General features: G+C 38.4%; 17 protein-coding genes. 9 read left to right on the forward strand and 8 right to left on the reverse strand.

Annotated elements, in window-relative coordinates:
* Window positions 1-235 precede the first annotated feature (235 nt).
* Window positions 236-454, reverse strand: a complete 219-nt coding sequence (locus ACR2F7_RS02090) for a hypothetical protein (protein ID WP_432711955.1) — start codon at window positions 452-454, stop codon at window positions 236-238.
* Between the two features lie 207 nt (window positions 455-661).
* On the opposite strand from ACR2F7_RS02090, the gene ACR2F7_RS02095 reads away from it, so the two are divergent.
* From ACR2F7_RS02095 to ACR2F7_RS02110, 4 genes are all read left to right on the forward strand, one after another.
* Window positions 662-1,228: an RNA polymerase sigma factor gene (locus ACR2F7_RS02095; protein WP_432711956.1), complete on the forward strand. Its 567-nt coding sequence runs from the start codon at window positions 662-664 to the stop codon at window positions 1,226-1,228.
* A 7-nt stretch (window positions 1,229-1,235) separates the two neighbouring features.
* Complete coding sequence (locus tag ACR2F7_RS02100) at window positions 1,236-2,327, forward strand: S1C family serine protease (protein WP_432711957.1); 1,092 nt, start codon at window positions 1,236-1,238, stop codon at window positions 2,325-2,327.
* A 103-nt stretch (window positions 2,328-2,430) separates the two neighbouring features.
* A complete protein-coding gene (locus tag ACR2F7_RS02105; protein WP_432711958.1) occupies window positions 2,431-3,066 on the forward strand; it encodes a peroxiredoxin in 636 nt (211 codons plus the stop codon).
* Between the two features lie 89 nt (window positions 3,067-3,155).
* Window positions 3,156-3,359: a cold-shock protein gene (locus ACR2F7_RS02110; RefSeq protein ID WP_432711959.1), complete on the forward strand. Its 204-nt coding sequence runs from the start codon at window positions 3,156-3,158 to the stop codon at window positions 3,357-3,359.
* 62 nt (window positions 3,360-3,421) lie between these two features.
* Here ACR2F7_RS02110 and ACR2F7_RS02115 read toward each other — a convergent pair whose 3' ends face one another.
* Genes ACR2F7_RS02115 through ACR2F7_RS02135 form a run of 5 tightly spaced genes read right to left on the reverse strand, consistent with a single transcriptional unit; the run spans window position 3,422 to window position 7,821 of the window.
* On the reverse strand, window positions 3,422-4,597 hold the full coding sequence (locus ACR2F7_RS02115; protein WP_432711960.1) for a THUMP-like domain-containing protein: 1,176 nt from the start codon (window positions 4,595-4,597) through the stop codon (window positions 3,422-3,424).
* A gap of 6 nt (window positions 4,598-4,603) precedes the next feature.
* Window positions 4,604-5,863: an aspartate kinase gene (locus tag ACR2F7_RS02120; RefSeq protein WP_432711961.1), complete on the reverse strand. Its 1,260-nt coding sequence runs from the start codon at window positions 5,861-5,863 to the stop codon at window positions 4,604-4,606.
* 1 nt (window position 5,864) lies between these two features.
* Window positions 5,865-6,668 (reverse strand): DUF3298 domain-containing protein, encoded by an 804-nt coding sequence (locus ACR2F7_RS02125; RefSeq protein ID WP_432711962.1) that lies wholly within the window; start codon window positions 6,666-6,668, stop codon window positions 5,865-5,867.
* Window positions 6,669-6,670: 2 nt separating this feature from the next.
* Window positions 6,671-7,135: a GNAT family N-acetyltransferase gene (locus ACR2F7_RS02130; RefSeq protein WP_432711963.1), complete on the reverse strand. Its 465-nt coding sequence runs from the start codon at window positions 7,133-7,135 to the stop codon at window positions 6,671-6,673.
* Window positions 7,132-7,821 carry a YggS family pyridoxal phosphate-dependent enzyme gene (locus ACR2F7_RS02135; RefSeq protein WP_432711964.1) on the reverse strand — a complete coding sequence of 230 codons (690 nt, stop codon included), beginning with the start codon at window positions 7,819-7,821 and terminating at the stop codon, window positions 7,132-7,134. The genes ACR2F7_RS02130 and ACR2F7_RS02135 overlap by 4 nt, the downstream gene beginning before the upstream one ends.
* Window positions 7,822-7,893: 72 nt before the next feature.
* On the opposite strand from ACR2F7_RS02135, the gene ACR2F7_RS02140 reads away from it, so the two are divergent.
* Genes ACR2F7_RS02140 through ACR2F7_RS02155 form a run of 4 tightly spaced genes read left to right on the forward strand, consistent with a single transcriptional unit; the run spans window position 7,894 to window position 12,286 of the window.
* Window positions 7,894-8,496, forward strand: coding sequence for a DUF4296 domain-containing protein (locus tag ACR2F7_RS02140; protein WP_432711965.1), 603 nt, complete (start codon window positions 7,894-7,896; stop codon window positions 8,494-8,496).
* A gap of 2 nt (window positions 8,497-8,498) precedes the next feature.
* Window positions 8,499-10,871 carry an endonuclease MutS2 gene (locus ACR2F7_RS02145; RefSeq protein WP_432711966.1) on the forward strand — a complete coding sequence of 791 codons (2,373 nt, stop codon included), beginning with the start codon at window positions 8,499-8,501 and terminating at the stop codon, window positions 10,869-10,871.
* 45 nt (window positions 10,872-10,916) lie between these two features.
* On the forward strand, window positions 10,917-11,618 hold the full coding sequence (locus ACR2F7_RS02150) for a CoA transferase subunit A (protein WP_432711967.1): 702 nt from the start codon (window positions 10,917-10,919) through the stop codon (window positions 11,616-11,618).
* A gap of 8 nt (window positions 11,619-11,626) precedes the next feature.
* Window positions 11,627-12,286, forward strand: a complete 660-nt coding sequence (locus tag ACR2F7_RS02155) for a CoA transferase subunit B (protein ID WP_432711968.1) — start codon at window positions 11,627-11,629, stop codon at window positions 12,284-12,286.
* Here ACR2F7_RS02155 and ACR2F7_RS02160 read toward each other — a convergent pair.
* Window positions 12,283-12,927, reverse strand: coding sequence for a uridine kinase family protein (locus ACR2F7_RS02160; RefSeq protein ID WP_432711969.1), 645 nt, complete (start codon window positions 12,925-12,927; stop codon window positions 12,283-12,285). The genes ACR2F7_RS02155 and ACR2F7_RS02160 overlap by 4 nt on opposite strands.
* A complete protein-coding gene (locus ACR2F7_RS02165) occupies window positions 12,917-14,098 on the reverse strand; it encodes a LysM peptidoglycan-binding domain-containing protein (RefSeq protein WP_432711970.1) in 1,182 nt (393 codons plus the stop codon). Before ACR2F7_RS02165 ends, ACR2F7_RS02160 begins: the two co-directional genes overlap by 11 nt.
* 168 nt (window positions 14,099-14,266) lie before the next feature.
* On the opposite strand from ACR2F7_RS02165, the gene ACR2F7_RS02170 reads away from it, so the two are divergent.
* On the forward strand, window positions 14,267-14,746 hold the full coding sequence (locus tag ACR2F7_RS02170; RefSeq protein WP_432711971.1) for a Dps family protein: 480 nt from the start codon (window positions 14,267-14,269) through the stop codon (window positions 14,744-14,746).
* Window positions 14,747-14,757 lie beyond the last annotated feature (11 nt).

Raw genomic sequence — 14,757 nt, forward strand, 5'->3', positions numbered from 1 at the left:
ATCCACCAGGAGATCGCTATCTATTCAGCATGATAGCGTTATTGTCGGTCAGTGAACGGTTAGTCAAAGGACAGGTCAACTATAAATGAGCTATTAAGAAAAGGATAATGTTTTAAAGGGAGTGGGGGAGAAGCAAATGGAGGGGCGGTTAGCCGGCTCCACAGAAAAAAGTGGGCAAAAAAAAGAGCCTGAATCATCATTGATGATCCAGGCTCCTTTATGAAGGTAATATTGACTAGTGTTTAACTTCTGTTTTAGTAGTTTCAACTGCAACTGTAGTATCTTTAACAGTTGAATCAGAAACTGTAGTATCAAGAGCTGTAGTATCAGTAACGATTGTAGAAGAATCAGTTAAAGTAGTGTCAGAATCTGCACCAGTTTTTTCTGAATTACAAGCTGCTACTGATAAAGATAATGCTAAAGCTAAAAAGCCAAATTTAAATAAGTTTTTCATTCTAATTTCCGTTTTAAATAATTAATTAATTTTACATCTTAATACCCATAAATTTAAAAGGTAACCCTAAGTTTGAAAAAAAAATAGAAATTCTTTTTAAAGGCTTTTGGCCGGGGATTATATACCTTAGGTATTACTGATAAAAAGCACAAAAGTATATTTTTTTTTAATAATTGGGTTACCATTCACATATAAAAGTATTAATTGGTGAGTAATAAGTTAAGCAGTTCACTTCCAACAGATAGAGAAGTAGTTTTAGGGATTCTAAATAACTCGGATGAGGCGCTTAATAAATTGTATGTAGGTTATTTTCCTATGATCTTGCAATTTATTTTGAATAACAACGGTGATGAAGAGGATGCAAAAGATGTTTATCAGGAAGCGATTATTGTTTTATATAATAAAATAAAAAGCGGCGATTTTGAACTAAGCAGTAAACTAAAGACTTATATATACTCCGTTTGCAGACGTATATGGCTTAAAAAACTTTCTAAAGAAAGTAGAAAAGCGGTAAATGTTTCAGACTTTGGAGATATAGAAGCTGTAGAAACTGACATGGAAATACATGAAGAGAAAGAAATGCAATTTGAAAAAATGCAGTCTGCCCTTCAACTGATCGGTGAACCTTGTAAGACTATTATTCAGGACTTTTATATCCATAATTTATCCATGCAGGATATAGCCGAAAAATTTGGCTACACTAATACGGATAATGCGAAAACGCAAAAATATAAATGTCTGCAAAGGTTAAAAAAAATGTTTTTTCAAGCTTAAATCACAAATGAGAAACGAAATTGAACTAGAAGGTATCATTGAAGATTATTTGAACGGCAAGCTCTCCGCTGAGGAAGCTGCGGCTTTCGAAAAACTTCGGGCAAACGATCCTGCTATAGATCATAAAGTTGTAGCACATCAGTTTTTCCTGGACTCAATGAAATCGTACGGCAACACTTTGTCCCTTAAAGATAAAATGAATGCTGCTCATGCGACCATTGATGTAGAAAGTTTGTCTGCCCAGTATAAACCGCATCCATCATACATTGTAAATTTATGGCGTAAAAATAAATCTGCAATCGCCGTAGCGGCCTCTTTCGCTCTTTTAGCCATGGTATCTGTTTATTCTATACAGCATAACACCAAACAAAATGGTAGTTATGAGGTGATGAGCAGAGAGCTGGTGAAAATTAAAAATTCTCAGAATAAGCTGATCCGCAACATCAACAACAGTAAAATGGAGAAAGCTCCTGTAAACCCGGCAAAGTTTGGCGGTACAGGTTTCGCATTGACCACCAATGGTTATCTCTGCACCAACCTCCATGTCATCAATGGTGCTGATTCTGTTTATGTACAAAATTCAAAAGGTGATTCTTTTAAAGCCAAAGTGGTTTACCAGGATTCACAATATGATTTGGCTATCATCAAAATCGTTGATAAAAACTTTTCTACTCTTTCTACCTTACCTTATAAGCTGAAGAAAAATAGCATTGGCATGGGTGAGCTAGTCTATACTTTAGGTTTCCCTAAGGATGATGCTGTGTTAGGCGAAGGTTATGTAAGTTCTAAAACCGGGCATGCTGGTGATACTACCGCTTATCAGGTTTCTATTCCTGTTAACCCTGGAAATAGTGGTGGTCCTTTGCTGGATAACAATGGTAACCTTATTGGTGTCATCAGTGCTAAAGAATTCCAGGTTGACGGCGCTGCTTTTGCTGTAAAGTCTAAATATATTCTTGAAGCCTTAAGTGCCATCCCTGAAGATTCCCTTGGAAAAAAAGTCGCTTATATTAAAAAGAGTCCTCTACAAGGTCTTTCCAGAACAAAACAGCTTGATATTGTTCAGGATTATGTATTCATGATCAAAGTGTATAACTAACATTACCTAAAATATAATAAACCCCGGTTACATTTGGTTGTTTCCGGGGTTTTCTTTTTATAAATTAGCTTGTAATCTAATTTTTCACCTAATAACACAAATTATGAGTTTAAGAATAGGCGACAGTGCTCCGAATTTTCAAGCAGAGACATCTATTGGCCATATTGATTTTTATGATTTCCTTGGCGACAGCTGGGGTGTATTATTTTCGCACCCTGCAGATTATACGCCAGTTTGTACCACCGAGCTTGGCCGTACGGCAGCCTTAAAAGGTGAGTTCGAAAAAAGAAATGTAAAAGTTCTAGCGTTAAGCGTAGACTCGGCCGAATCACACATTGGCTGGATCAAAGACATCAATGAAACGCAAAATACAACCGTTGATTTTCCGATCATTGCAGACGAGGATAGAAAGATAGCAGACATGTATGACATGATTCATCCTAATGCTTCTGAAACGCTGACTGTACGTTCTCTTTTTATCATCTCTCCAGATAAAAAAGTAAAATTAATGCTGACATACCCAGCCTCTACAGGAAGAAATTTCAATGAAGTGCTACGTGTAATCGACTCATTACAACTTACAGCTAACTATAGTGTGGCTACTCCGGCCGACTGGCAGGATGGCGATGATGTTATTGTAATGAACAGTATCAAGACTGAAGACATCCCTGCACGCTTCCCTAAGGGCCATGAGGTCATTAAACCTTACCTTAGAACTACCCCGCAACCAAATAAATAAATATTTTCTGAAACCCTTGTTTTAGTTATTTTTTAGTGATAATTTGTGGTACCAAAACACAATTTATTATTTATTTAAGACTAAAAATTATGAATACCGGAAAAGTAAAATGGTTTAACTCTGAGAAAGGTTATGGCTTTATTGTTTATGAAAACAACAAAGACATATTTGTGCACTTTAAAGACGTTCAAGGTGGTATAGACAGCTTGAAAGAAAACGATGCTGTAGAATTTGACATCGCTGAGGGCCAAAAAGGCTTCCAGGCTGTAAGAGTCAAGAAGTACAGTAACTAAATGTAATTTAACGCCCTTCCAGATTGGAAGGGCGTTTTTATGGAACGGGTATTTCTTTTTAGTTAATAGTGTTGAAGGATTTTAGCCTTGATAATGAGTATTTTACCTTTTATTCCTTGAGTAAAAATCAAAAAATCGCCCTGGCCTGACTTAATTTTATACTTCTTCGCCAAAGTTGCTGCCTGCCCTGGGTAGTTTCTTACCAGCACATTATAACTTAGGTCTTTTTTCTTTTTCAAATCTGAGGCGCTAATGAGTTCTTCTATTTTAAAAATGCGGCCAGGAAATTCGGGCCTAAAATCAGCAGAAGTATATAATTGCGTTTGCTCCTGCAGCTTTTCGAGTCCATACTTGGCGCCAATGTAAGAGAAGTTGCCACTTTTAAGTAAGGCTACATCTGGTTCGTAAAGATAAGTAAGTAGTTTTTCTGCAAAAACAGGTTTCGCTTTTTGGTCCTGCTCAAAAGTGAATTGTTTAATACCCTCATTTAAGGTCGTGCTGATCATCTTAAGGGGCTTATCCTGATCTTTTTCCATGACGAACAGCAACTCTTTGCATTCATTTTTGGTACTTACTATGTGTACCTCCGTAACATGGCTCAGTTCTTTCAAACCTGCAGTGATGTCTAACAGGGGGGAGGTTTTTACAATTACCTTTTTTGCGCTGTTTAAAAGTAAATCGAGGTTTTCTACCACATTAGGTGTGCAATCTTTCAGCATAAAGACTTTACCCATTTCGCTCCGCCTGGCAGGATCGATATAAATGGTCTCGAATTGTTCTGATTGTTGACTTAAATAGGCCATGCCATCGCCAGCCAGAAATTGAATGTTTTCTGCCCCCAGCACGCCTGCATTGTGCGCTGCCAACTGCGATAAGTCTTCGTTGATTTCACAATGTAAAACCTGCACTGCCGTTTTTGCAAAATAATAACTGTCTACACCAAAGCCTCCTGTAAGGTCTATCAGTTTACCTTCACCTATCAAGCTAGCTTTATAAGCTGCCGTGGTTTCAGATGAGCTTTGTTCTATGGATAAAGGCTCAGGAAAATAAATTGATTGTCCTTTAAACCATGTAGGGAGCTTCTTCTCCGCTTTTCTCTTTGCCTTGATCTGGCTGGAAAGTTCTTTTGAAGATACATTTTTAAAAGGACTTTTAGCCAAAGCAATATGGTTTACATCAGCCTGAAGGTTTTGGTTGATGTATTGCTGAACGGCTGGGTCTAATATAAACTTATTCAATTGCGGTTAATCTTTCATTACAATCTGACAGGTGTGCCTGCTTTTTACTTCCAGCAGGATATTTTTATGGAGTGTAACTCTATCTATCGTTTGCTGGTTATAATGCCTGATGGTGACCAGCTCCAGGCCGGTATTGTATTTAACTTTATAGGAAGCAGAAAGATCTTTGATTAAGGCTTCAATTTGTTGTTCATCCTGATCTACACTCACGGAGAAACTCAATGCAGAGTTCAGCATGGTATTTATTTTGACCTTATGGGTATGGAAAAGGTTAAAAATACCACTCAGGCTTTCCTCCATAATAAAAGAATAGTCTTTGGGGAAGATGGATATCAGTACCTGGTTAACCTTGAAAATAAAGGTAGGAACGGGCAATGGTGTTTTAAGTGCTGTAATGCAGGTTCCTGGTTCGGCAGGGTCTAAAAATGACCTCACGTATAAAGGAATGTTTTTATTTTGCAGCGGTTTGATGGTTTTCGGGTGGATAACTGTGGCACCGTAATAAGTAAGCTCTATAGCATCATAATAGGAGAGCTGTGGAATCTTTTCTGTTTCAGCAAACCATTTAGGGTCTGCATTTAACACTCCTGGTACGTCTTTCCAGATGGTAAGTGCAGTGGCATTTAAACAAGCACTAAAGATGGCTGCAGAATAATCTGAGCCTTCTCTGCCTAAAGTAGTGGTAAAGTTTTCACTCGTGCCTCCTATAAATCCCTGGGTAACCACCATATTTTTGTTCAAAATGGGCACCAGGTGTTTTTGAATTTCTGCTTCTGTTTTAAGCCAGTCAACCTTTGCTTCTTTATAAGTGTTGTCAGTTTTAATATAGTTCCTGGCATCGGCCCAGCTTACCGCACAACCGATGTGCGCTAAATAAGCGGCAACGATTTTTGTGGATGCCACCTCTCCAATAGATACAATTTGATCGTAAATATAATCTGGTGCATCACTTGCTTCTTCTTCCAGTAGCCACTCAATTTCTACAAATACATTAGCCAGGTCATCATAGATGGCATGGCTATGGTCTGGAAAAAGTTCATTTAAGATATTGAAATGATAAGCTTTAATTTCTTCCAGTAGTTGTTGTGCATGACTTTGATGAGCAATAAAAGCATCATTCAAGGCAACCAATTGATCGGTAATTTTTCCCATGGCAGAAACGACTACCAAAAGGTTTGCTGGTGCTGTATTTTTAATCAGCGCAGCCATATGTTGAATGGCTTTTGCATCACGTACAGATGCGCCACCAAATTTGTATACTTCCATGTTATTTGAATTCGGGGATTGCCGGGTGGGCATTAAGCAAGTCTTTAATAGCTGAATAGGGGATGAGCAACTCGGTTACCCCTTCAGAATAAGGTTTGATTTCATAGCTGTTGTATAAAAATTTCAACCCCTGGTCTGTAATGGTAAAGTTGTTGTTTAAGGTGTAAATGCCTTTATCAAAGAAATATTTATCTGCAAGACTTTCTGTAGGTCCCAGTTTTTCCTGTGCCCTGAAGATCTTTTCGGCCACTGCTTTGAGCTGCGTTTGTTTGGCTGCCGGAATCAGTTCATCCAGGGTAATTTCTTTGAAAGTTTTAGGGTCGTAGTTTTTGAAAATGATGGCAGAGTTTGGGTGTGCACCACCAGCATATTCAATAAAGAAATATTTTAAGCCAAGGTAGTTTTTTCTTTGTGGCATTACCGTAACGGTAACTTCTTTAAACCAGGTCTGCACGGCATCGTCATTCTCTGCACGGAAGGTGTCGTATTTTTTAACAAAAGCTGCAGCAGCCTCCTGCGGGTTTTTGTAAGCTGGTTCATCAGGATTGCTGCTCGCTATTGTGTTTGCCTGCACGATGCTATCTAAACGCTGCTGTTTAAATACAGGATAGATAAAAGAAGCCTTGGTGGTATCTTTTAAATTTTCATCTCTAGCTACTACTTTCTGACTATAAACCTTAACCGTATCATATTTATAGCTAATGGTATCTGCAACGGCCTGCTCTAAAGCGGGTTCAGTTTTTTTAGTTTCACTTTGGCAAGCTATAATGCTTGATACCAGTAGGAGGGCAGCTATTTTTTTCATTTCTATTTATTTATCTGTTCTTTGGAAAAAGAAGCGTTCAGCCATCCTGCTTCCAAATAGGCATTGTATTTATTGTAAAAATTGATGGCCGGTTCATTCCAATCCAGGACTTGCCAGCTCATGCCGTTAAAGCCTTTGTCTTTTGCTTCCTGCATTACTGTTTCAAATAGTAGCTTTCCTACGCCCTGACCACGGTAGGCTTCGGTAACAATAAAGTCTTCAAGGTACAACCGGCAACCTTTCCATGTAGAATACCTGATGTAATATAAGGCAAAACCAATGATTTTACCATCATTTTCTGCTACAAAGGCTTTCCATACGGGTGCTGCTCCAAAACCAGCATCAATAAATTCTTCGAGTTTTACCGTTACTTCTTCTGGTGCTTTCTCGTATAAAGCCAGTTCATGAATCAGTTCTAATATTGCCGGGCAATCCTTTTCTTCGGCTATCCTTATGTTTACTTTCATTCTGCTTTAAAGTGTTTGATAACCCTTTTTCCAAATATATTACTGCCAATCCTGACCATGGTACTGCCTTCTTCAACAGCAATTTTATAATCTGAAGACATACCCATAGAAATCTCTTTAAAAGAGTCTTCTTTGTGGAAGAAACTTGCTTTTATGCCTTCAAAAAGTACCCTGAGCTCTTGAAATTCATCCCTGATTTGTTTCTCTGTTTCTGTATTACTGGCAATGCCCATCAGGCCTACAATTCTTACATTTTTAAGGGTGAGGAACTCTTCTGAACGCAGTAATTCTACTAGCTCATCAAAACCCAGGCCGAATTTGGTATCCTCATCTGCAATATAAACCTGCAGCAAGCAATCAATGACCCTCTTGTTTTTTAAGGCCTGCTTATTGATTTCTGTTAATAGCTTAAGACTATCTACAGATTCTATCAAGCTGATAAAAGGGGCTATGTATTTAACTTTGTTGGTTTGCAGGTGACCAATTAAATGCCATTCTATATCTTTAGGTAGTGCTGCTTGTTTATCTACCAGCTCCTGCACCACATTTTCGCCGAATACTCTTTGTCCGGCATTATATGCCTCCATCACTGCGGTGGCATCATGAAATTTGGAGACGGCAACTAACTTTGCTGAGCTGTCTTCTAATTCCTTTTTATATTTCAATAAGTTATCTGCTATGCTCATTTATCAGTATTTTTGGTAAAATTAACAACCTTGCCGCAATTTGCGCAATGATTAACAATGTTTAAAAAATTAATGAAGAACATATTCCTTTACTGTTTCTTATTTTTGGTTATCGCAGGATGTAAAGATCCTATCCCTAAAGACGTCATACAGCCAGACAAAATGGGTAAAATATTGTATGACATTCATATTGTTGATGCGTATATCAACACGATGCCTAACCCGGATTCATCAAAAAAAGTTGCAGCAGCCTATTATAAAGGGATTTATAAAAAGTTTGGTATAGACTCCGTAGCTTACCATAAAAGCATGGATTTCTATTACAACAACCCTGAAGTGATGGCTAAAATGTACGAAAGTATCCAGGGTAGTTTGAGTAAAACGAAAACGAAGATTGAAAAAGCGCAGCAAGTGAAATTAGAACTGGCGAATAAAAAACAGGCAAAAAAAGATTCACTGAAAGCGGATTCTGTTAAAAAGGTAGCACTTAAAAAAACTAAGGACAGCCTGGTGCTGGTTAAAACAAAAAAAGGCAAGGCTAAAATAAAAGCCGATAGCTTGTTAAAAGTAAAAGAAGCAAAGCTCAAAAAGAGTAAAAAGAGCATAGCGCCACAAGCAATGCCAAGAAAAGTGAGAAAGTTAGAAGAAATTACAAAAAACACGAGACTGAAGTAATCATGTTATATCCGGAAAATTGTTTGGAGCGACTGGGTTTCAATGAAGTAAGAGCACTTATTAATAAAAACTGCTTAAGCCCCATGGGGCAGCAGATGGTCGCCAAAATGCAGGTGATGACCAAATACGACCAGATCAATAAATTTTTACGTCAAACTAAAGAGTTCAAAAGCATTCTTGAAAACCAGGAACCATTACAGATCAATGCTTTTTTTGATATTAAATACCTGGCAGATAAAATCAGGGCCGAGGGCAGTTATCTTGTAGAAGATGAACTGTACCAAATGTATACCTCTTTGCAAACGGTATTTTCAGTAATCCGGTTTTTCGATGAACGGAAAGAGGTTTATCCTAACCTGGAAGCGCTATTTGAGCATTTACCGGTAGAAAAGAACATTCTTAAAAAAATTGAAGTTGTTCTAGATCCTAAAGGAAAAATTAAACCCAATGCTTCGCCAACCTTACAGCAATTATTGGCAGATATTGCCAAAGCTGAACAAGAGGTTAGAAAAAGAATGGACAGCATTTATAAACAGGCTGTAGGCAATAACTGGGTTGCTGATGGCAGCTTAACTATTCGCGATGGTAGAATATGTATCCCTATCCTTGCGGAAAATAAACGTAAACTGAAAGGTTTCATCCATGATGAGTCTGCCAGCGGGCAAACGGTCTACATGGAGCCTGAAGAGGTATTTACTTTAAATAATAAACTGCGTGACCTTGAGTTTGACAAACGACGGGAGATCATTAAAATATTAATAGCCTTAACCACAGAACTGAGGCCTTTTACCCCTTTAATTTTATCTTATCATGGCTTTTTAACCAAGCTGGATTTTGTAAGAGCAAAGGCGCTTTTCGCTATTGAAGTGGAAGCGGATATGCCTGTTTTAGTGAAAGAGGCTAAAACTAAACTGGTCAATGCCAGGCACCCGCTTTTGATGCTTTCTTTTAAGGAAGATAAAAAAACAGTGGTGCCTTTAAACATGCAGATTCATGAGACACTGCGGATTTTGCTGGTATCAGGGCCAAATGCCGGTGGTAAGTCTGTGTGTATGAAAACTGTAGGTTTGTTGCAGCTGATGATACAATCGGGATTGCTTATTCCTGTTCATGAATCTAGTGAAGTGGGTATCTTCGACCAAATCTTTGCCGATATTGGTGATGACCAGAGTATTGAAAGTGACCTAAGTACATACAGTGCTCACTTAACTAAAATGCGTTATTTCGTTGCTCATGCGACGCCGAAATCATTGGTTTTGATTGATGAATTCGGTACGGGTACTGATCCTCAGTTTGGAGGGCCAATGGCTGAAGCTGTGCTGGAAGTCTTGAACAATAAAAAGGTAAGAGGGGTAATTACCACACACTATTCTAACCTGAAACTTTTTGCCGGCAATACCCCAGGTTTGGAAAATGCATCAATGTTGTTTGATAATGACAAGATGAAGCCTTTATATGTGCTTGAAATTGGTAAACCGGGCAGCTCTTATGCTTTTGAAATTGCACAAAATATAGGCTTACAGCCAGAAGTGTTGAAACTTGCGAGAGAAAAAACCGGTACTAACCAAAACCGTATAGACACCTTGCTGGTAGATCTTGAAAGAGAAAAGAAGCAGATTTATGATACTAAAATTCACCTGTCTACACAACAGAACAAGGTTAAAAATTTGGTTGCTGAGAATGAAAAGTTAAAGTTATACCTTGAAGAAAACAGGAAGATCCTGATTAAGGAGGCTAAACTTGAAGCACAGGCCATCATTAAAAACGCCAATAAACTGGTGGAGAATACCATTGCCGAGATCAAAGAAAACCAGGCTGATAAAGTAGCAACCAAACAATTGAGGCAGACACTGCAAAAGGTATTGGTGCAAAACCAGGTGAAGGAAGAAAAAAAGGTAGAACCCGTAGTGGCTTTAAATACACCAATACAAGTTGGCGATTGGGTAAAATTGAACAACAGCGAAACCACTGGTCAGGTGTTGGAGATTAACCGTGATAATTTAGTGGTAGCCCTGGGAGAGCTTCGCTCAGTTTTGAAAAAAAATAGGGTGCAAAAGATCAGCAATACGCAGGCTAAAAAGGCTATTTCTGCAAACTCTTATTCAGGCAGTATTTCTGAGGCCATCGGTTCTTTCAATGCAGAGCTGGATTTAAGAGGCAAACGTGGTGATGATGCGCTGCAGGAAGTTGAAAAGTACCTCGACAGGTCTGTAATGCTGGGTTTTCCATCTATCAAGCTGATTCATGGTAAAGGTGATGGCATTCTTAGAAAGTTGATTAGGGAGTACCTTAAAAAGTACAGTGCTGTAACCCGGGTAGAAGATGAACACCAGGATCGTGGTGGTGATGGCATAACGTACGTATATTTTAAATAAATTTTTTACGGTAAGATTTCCTAATTTAGCAAGCAAACCAAATATATGATCAATAAAGTTGTGTCGGGAGCTGAAGAGGCTATTCGCGATATTGAAGACGGTCAAACCCTCATGCTTGGCGGTTTTGGCTTATGTGGAATCCCTGAAAATTGTATCGCTGCCCTTGTGCAAAAAAAAGTAAAGAATTTAACTTGCATTTCTAATAATGCCGGGGTAGATGATTTCGGCATTGGGCTATTGCTGCAACAGCGACAGGTAAAAAAGATGATCTCTTCTTATGTAGGTGAAAATGCCGAATTTGAAAGGCAGTTGCTGAGTGGTGAGTTAGAGGTTGACCTTATTCCTCAGGGTACTTTAGCTACGCGTTGCATGGCCGCTGGTTATGGCATGCCTGCTATTTTTACGCCTGCTGGCGTTGGTACTGAAGTTGCTGAAGGTAAGGAAGTCCGCAATTTTAACGGCAAGGATTACCTGATGGAATATGCTTTTGATGCTGATTTTGCCATCGTTAAAGCCTGGAAAGGGGATACTGCAGGAAATTTAATTTATAAAGCCACCAGCAGAAACTTTAACCCGGTGATGGCTATGGCCGGAAAAATTACCATTGCTGAAGTAGAAATTCTTGTTGAAGCTGGTGAGCTTGATCCTGATCAGATTCATACACCAGGTGTGTATGTACACCGCATCTTCCAGGGTGATCATTATGAAAAAAGAATAGAACAGCTGACGGTAAGACCCAAAATATAAACATTTTTATGCTGGATAAACACGGAATTGCGAAACGTATCGCTAAAGAAATAAAGGATGGTTACTATGTTAACCTGGGTATAGGCATTCCAACCTTAGTAGCCAATTATATTCCTGATGGCATTAATGTAGTGTTGCAAAGTGAAAATGGGCTTTTAGGAATGGGTCCTTTTCCTTTTGAAGGACAGGAAGATCCTGATTTGATTAATGCCGGAAAGCAAACAATCACTACCTTGCCGGGCTCCTCTATATTTGATTCTGCAATGAGCTTTGGAATGATCAGAAGTCAGAAAATTGACCTGACTATATTAGGTGCCATGGAAGTTTCTGAATATGGTGATATTGCCAACTGGAAAATTCCGGGTAAAATGGTGAAGGGCATGGGTGGCGCAATGGATTTAGTAGCTTCTGCAAAAAACATTATCGTAGCCATGCAGCACGTCAATAAAGCTGGAGAGAGCAAATTGCTACCACAGTGTACTTTACCGTTAACGGGCGTAAAATGTATCAGGAAAATTGTAACGGAACTTGCGGTGTTAGATGTACTGCCTGAAGGTGGTTTTCTATTGATTGAAAGAGCACCCGGTGTGAGTGTCGATTATATCAAAAATGCCACTTCAGGCAGGTTAATCGCCGATGAAAATACACCGGAAATGGATCTTAATTAGCCTCTTTCTTTACAGAATTTAACTTTAAGGTCTTCAGCAATTTTTTCTGTAATAGAAATAATATGATCAGGTGTATTGTTGTTATTGACAATCACCTGATGGCAATCTTCTTTATAAGGTAAAAGAAACTCTTTGTAAGATGGCATAACATGGTTGTGCCATTTAAACAACACATCATCTTCAGGGTAGCCGCGTTCCATGCCGTCTCTTTTAATACGGCGATCAAGAGCAACATGCTCTTCTGCTTCGATAAAGATTTTATGATCTAGCAAGCTCATAATTTCTTTAAAATGAAGGATGAATAAACCTTCAACAATGATGATAGGCGCAGGGTTAATTTCCAGAATCTTAACCACGGCCAGCGGATTGTTGAAATTATACTCTTTCTTGTAGACTACCTCTCCCTTTAGCAGTTTTTTAATGTCCACGCTAAACTGCTCATGGTCTATCGTGGTTGGTAGGTCAAAGTTGTAAAGCTTGTTCTCTTCGGCGGTCATCTCGCCCGCTGGGATATAGTAATCATCTTGTGATACTAATGTAATTTCGTCATTCTTGAAATGGTGTAAAAAACAATTCAAAAAGAAAGTTTTACCGGAACCGCTGCCACCTGCTATTCCGATAATAAAGGGTTTATTGTTCATTATTCTCTTGTCCGCTGTATGATAAATTGCAAAAAAATCTTTTGTCTAAGGCACCCAGTGCATCTGCCACTGCTTTTGTCATCACTAAAACTACATCTTTTGTAGATTCATTCTCTGTAAACTTGCCAACTACCTTTGCGAAGGTAGAACGGTTACTCATGGGGTTAGTTATTTTCATAACGGTGCCTATGGGTGCTGTACGGTGTAGAACCAACATTTTATTAGGATCCAGGTCTGGATCTAAAATAGAGATGGCAGTACCTTTCTCATCAATCTGGTTCAGGCCGTAGCGGCTGGCAGCATACCTTAAGGAAGGATCTTTGATGGAAGTCAGGGTGTCTGTCTCGGATTCAAATGGGTTAAATTTTTTCTGGCCATACTGACCTTTGATCAATAGTTTTTGGCCTAATCTTAAAGAATTGCTGGTCAGGTTGTTTTTAGCTTTTAACTGATCCATCGTCATTTTGTAACTGGTGGCGATAGAATAGATGGTTTCATTAGAGGCTACGGTGTGTACAACTAATTCTTCATTTTCTGCGGTTGTTGCAGGAGTAGGGGTTGGTTTATTAGGTGTTGTTGCGGGTAATTGTTTCCTTACATTTAAAGGGGTATCTGGTTTTTTCTGTGGTAATTCTGGTTTAACCTGAGGCTGCGGCACTGTTGTTTGTACGGGAGGAGTAGTTTGAATGCTATCTGGAGAAGCAATAACAGGCATCTTCAAAACCTGGCCAATGCTAAGGTTGATGCTGTTTAAGTTGTTGATTCTTTTGATTTCATCAATGGAGGTGCCATATTTTTTTGCCAGTAGATTTAAATTTTCTTTTTTCTGGACAATATGCTCGGTATAACTCTCTTGCTGATTTACAGGTGTTTGTCCTGGTCCAGCTTTTATGGGGCTTGCAGGACCTTCATTAAACGCCCGTTGCGTAGGTACTTTGATGACGGCACCTATGGAAAGAAATTTATTGTCGTTAAAGAGCATAATCTCCTTGGGTGCTATGTTGTATCTCCGGCTGATGGAGTAATACGTGTCATGCTGTGCAACCTGATGTATAATTAACTTTTTTCCATTTAAATTTTCTACACCAATTGAATCTCTGCTCACGGAGGCAGATGCAGCAGAGGTACAATAGAAAATAGCCAGCAATGAAACTATATAATATTTTTGCATTAATGATTTGTCAAGTTAGTTCGGCAATATTACGAATAAAAATTAAGAGCTTAAATTCTGAATAGAAAACGGGATTTAAACGACTGTATTGTATACAATTTGTTATTTATAAAACCTTTGTCCATATTGTTTGTTCTAAGTATACACAATATAATAAAGACGAAAATTATGGATGCGAAAGAAATTTCTTTGAAAGAAAAAGAAGTAAAGCCAATTGTTGACATGCTTAACGACTATCTCGCAAACTATCATGTTCATTACCAGAAACTAAGAGGTTGTCATTGGAATATCAAAGGACAGAACTTTTTTACTTTACATGTTAAATTTGAAGAATTATATACAGATGCACAAACTACAATTGATGAGATCGCCGAGCGTGTATTAACGCTAGGAAAGGCTCCTCATAGTCGTTTTGCTGATTATATTAAAGAGTCTAACATCAAAGAGATCAATACCATCGGTATGAGCGATATGGATATGGTTGATGCTATTCTTGATGATATGGCTGTTTTGATTGGTATTGAAAGAGAACTTTTATTGGCTACAGAAGCAGCTGATGATGATGGTTCTAATGATATGGTGAATCGTTTCATGCAGTTCAAAGAGAAAAACAATTGGATGTTAAGATCCTTTGCTAATAAAAATTAAGATTTTCATTA

Source organism: Pedobacter sp. (genome assembly GCF_045628745.1).
GTDB lineage: Bacteria > Bacteroidota > Bacteroidia > Sphingobacteriales > Sphingobacteriaceae > Pedobacter.

What these genes read in the sequence shown, in the direction of transcription:
- ACR2F7_RS02090 (WP_432711955.1), bottom strand. Translation starts at nt 454, where the DNA reads ATGAAAAACTTATTTAAATTTGGCTTTTTAGCTTTAGCATTATCTTTA.
- ACR2F7_RS02100 (WP_432711957.1), top strand. Translation starts at nt 1,236, where the DNA reads ATGAGAAACGAAATTGAACTAGAAGGTATCATTGAAGATTATTTGAAC.
- ACR2F7_RS02105 (WP_432711958.1), top strand. Translation starts at nt 2,431, where the DNA reads ATGAGTTTAAGAATAGGCGACAGTGCTCCGAATTTTCAAGCAGAGACA.
- ACR2F7_RS02110 (WP_432711959.1), top strand. Translation starts at nt 3,156, where the DNA reads ATGAATACCGGAAAAGTAAAATGGTTTAACTCTGAGAAAGGTTATGGC.
- ACR2F7_RS02120 (WP_432711961.1), bottom strand. Translation starts at nt 5,863, where the DNA reads ATGGAAGTATACAAATTTGGTGGCGCATCTGTACGTGATGCAAAAGCC.
- ACR2F7_RS02125 (WP_432711962.1), bottom strand. Translation starts at nt 6,668, where the DNA reads ATGAAAAAAATAGCTGCCCTCCTACTGGTATCAAGCATTATAGCTTGC.
- ACR2F7_RS02130 (WP_432711963.1), bottom strand. Translation starts at nt 7,135, where the DNA reads ATGAAAGTAAACATAAGGATAGCCGAAGAAAAGGATTGCCCGGCAATA.
- ACR2F7_RS02135 (WP_432711964.1), bottom strand. Translation starts at nt 7,821, where the DNA reads ATGAGCATAGCAGATAACTTATTGAAATATAAAAAGGAATTAGAAGAC.
- ACR2F7_RS02140 (WP_432711965.1), top strand. Translation starts at nt 7,894, where the DNA reads ATGAAGAACATATTCCTTTACTGTTTCTTATTTTTGGTTATCGCAGGA.
- ACR2F7_RS02145 (WP_432711966.1), top strand. Translation starts at nt 8,499, where the DNA reads ATGTTATATCCGGAAAATTGTTTGGAGCGACTGGGTTTCAATGAAGTA.
- ACR2F7_RS02150 (WP_432711967.1), top strand. Translation starts at nt 10,917, where the DNA reads ATGATCAATAAAGTTGTGTCGGGAGCTGAAGAGGCTATTCGCGATATT.
- ACR2F7_RS02155 (WP_432711968.1), top strand. Translation starts at nt 11,627, where the DNA reads ATGCTGGATAAACACGGAATTGCGAAACGTATCGCTAAAGAAATAAAG.
- ACR2F7_RS02160 (WP_432711969.1), bottom strand. Translation starts at nt 12,927, where the DNA reads ATGAACAATAAACCCTTTATTATCGGAATAGCAGGTGGCAGCGGTTCC.
- ACR2F7_RS02165 (WP_432711970.1), bottom strand. Translation starts at nt 14,098, where the DNA reads ATGCAAAAATATTATATAGTTTCATTGCTGGCTATTTTCTATTGTACC.
- ACR2F7_RS02170 (WP_432711971.1), top strand. Translation starts at nt 14,267, where the DNA reads ATGGATGCGAAAGAAATTTCTTTGAAAGAAAAAGAAGTAAAGCCAATT.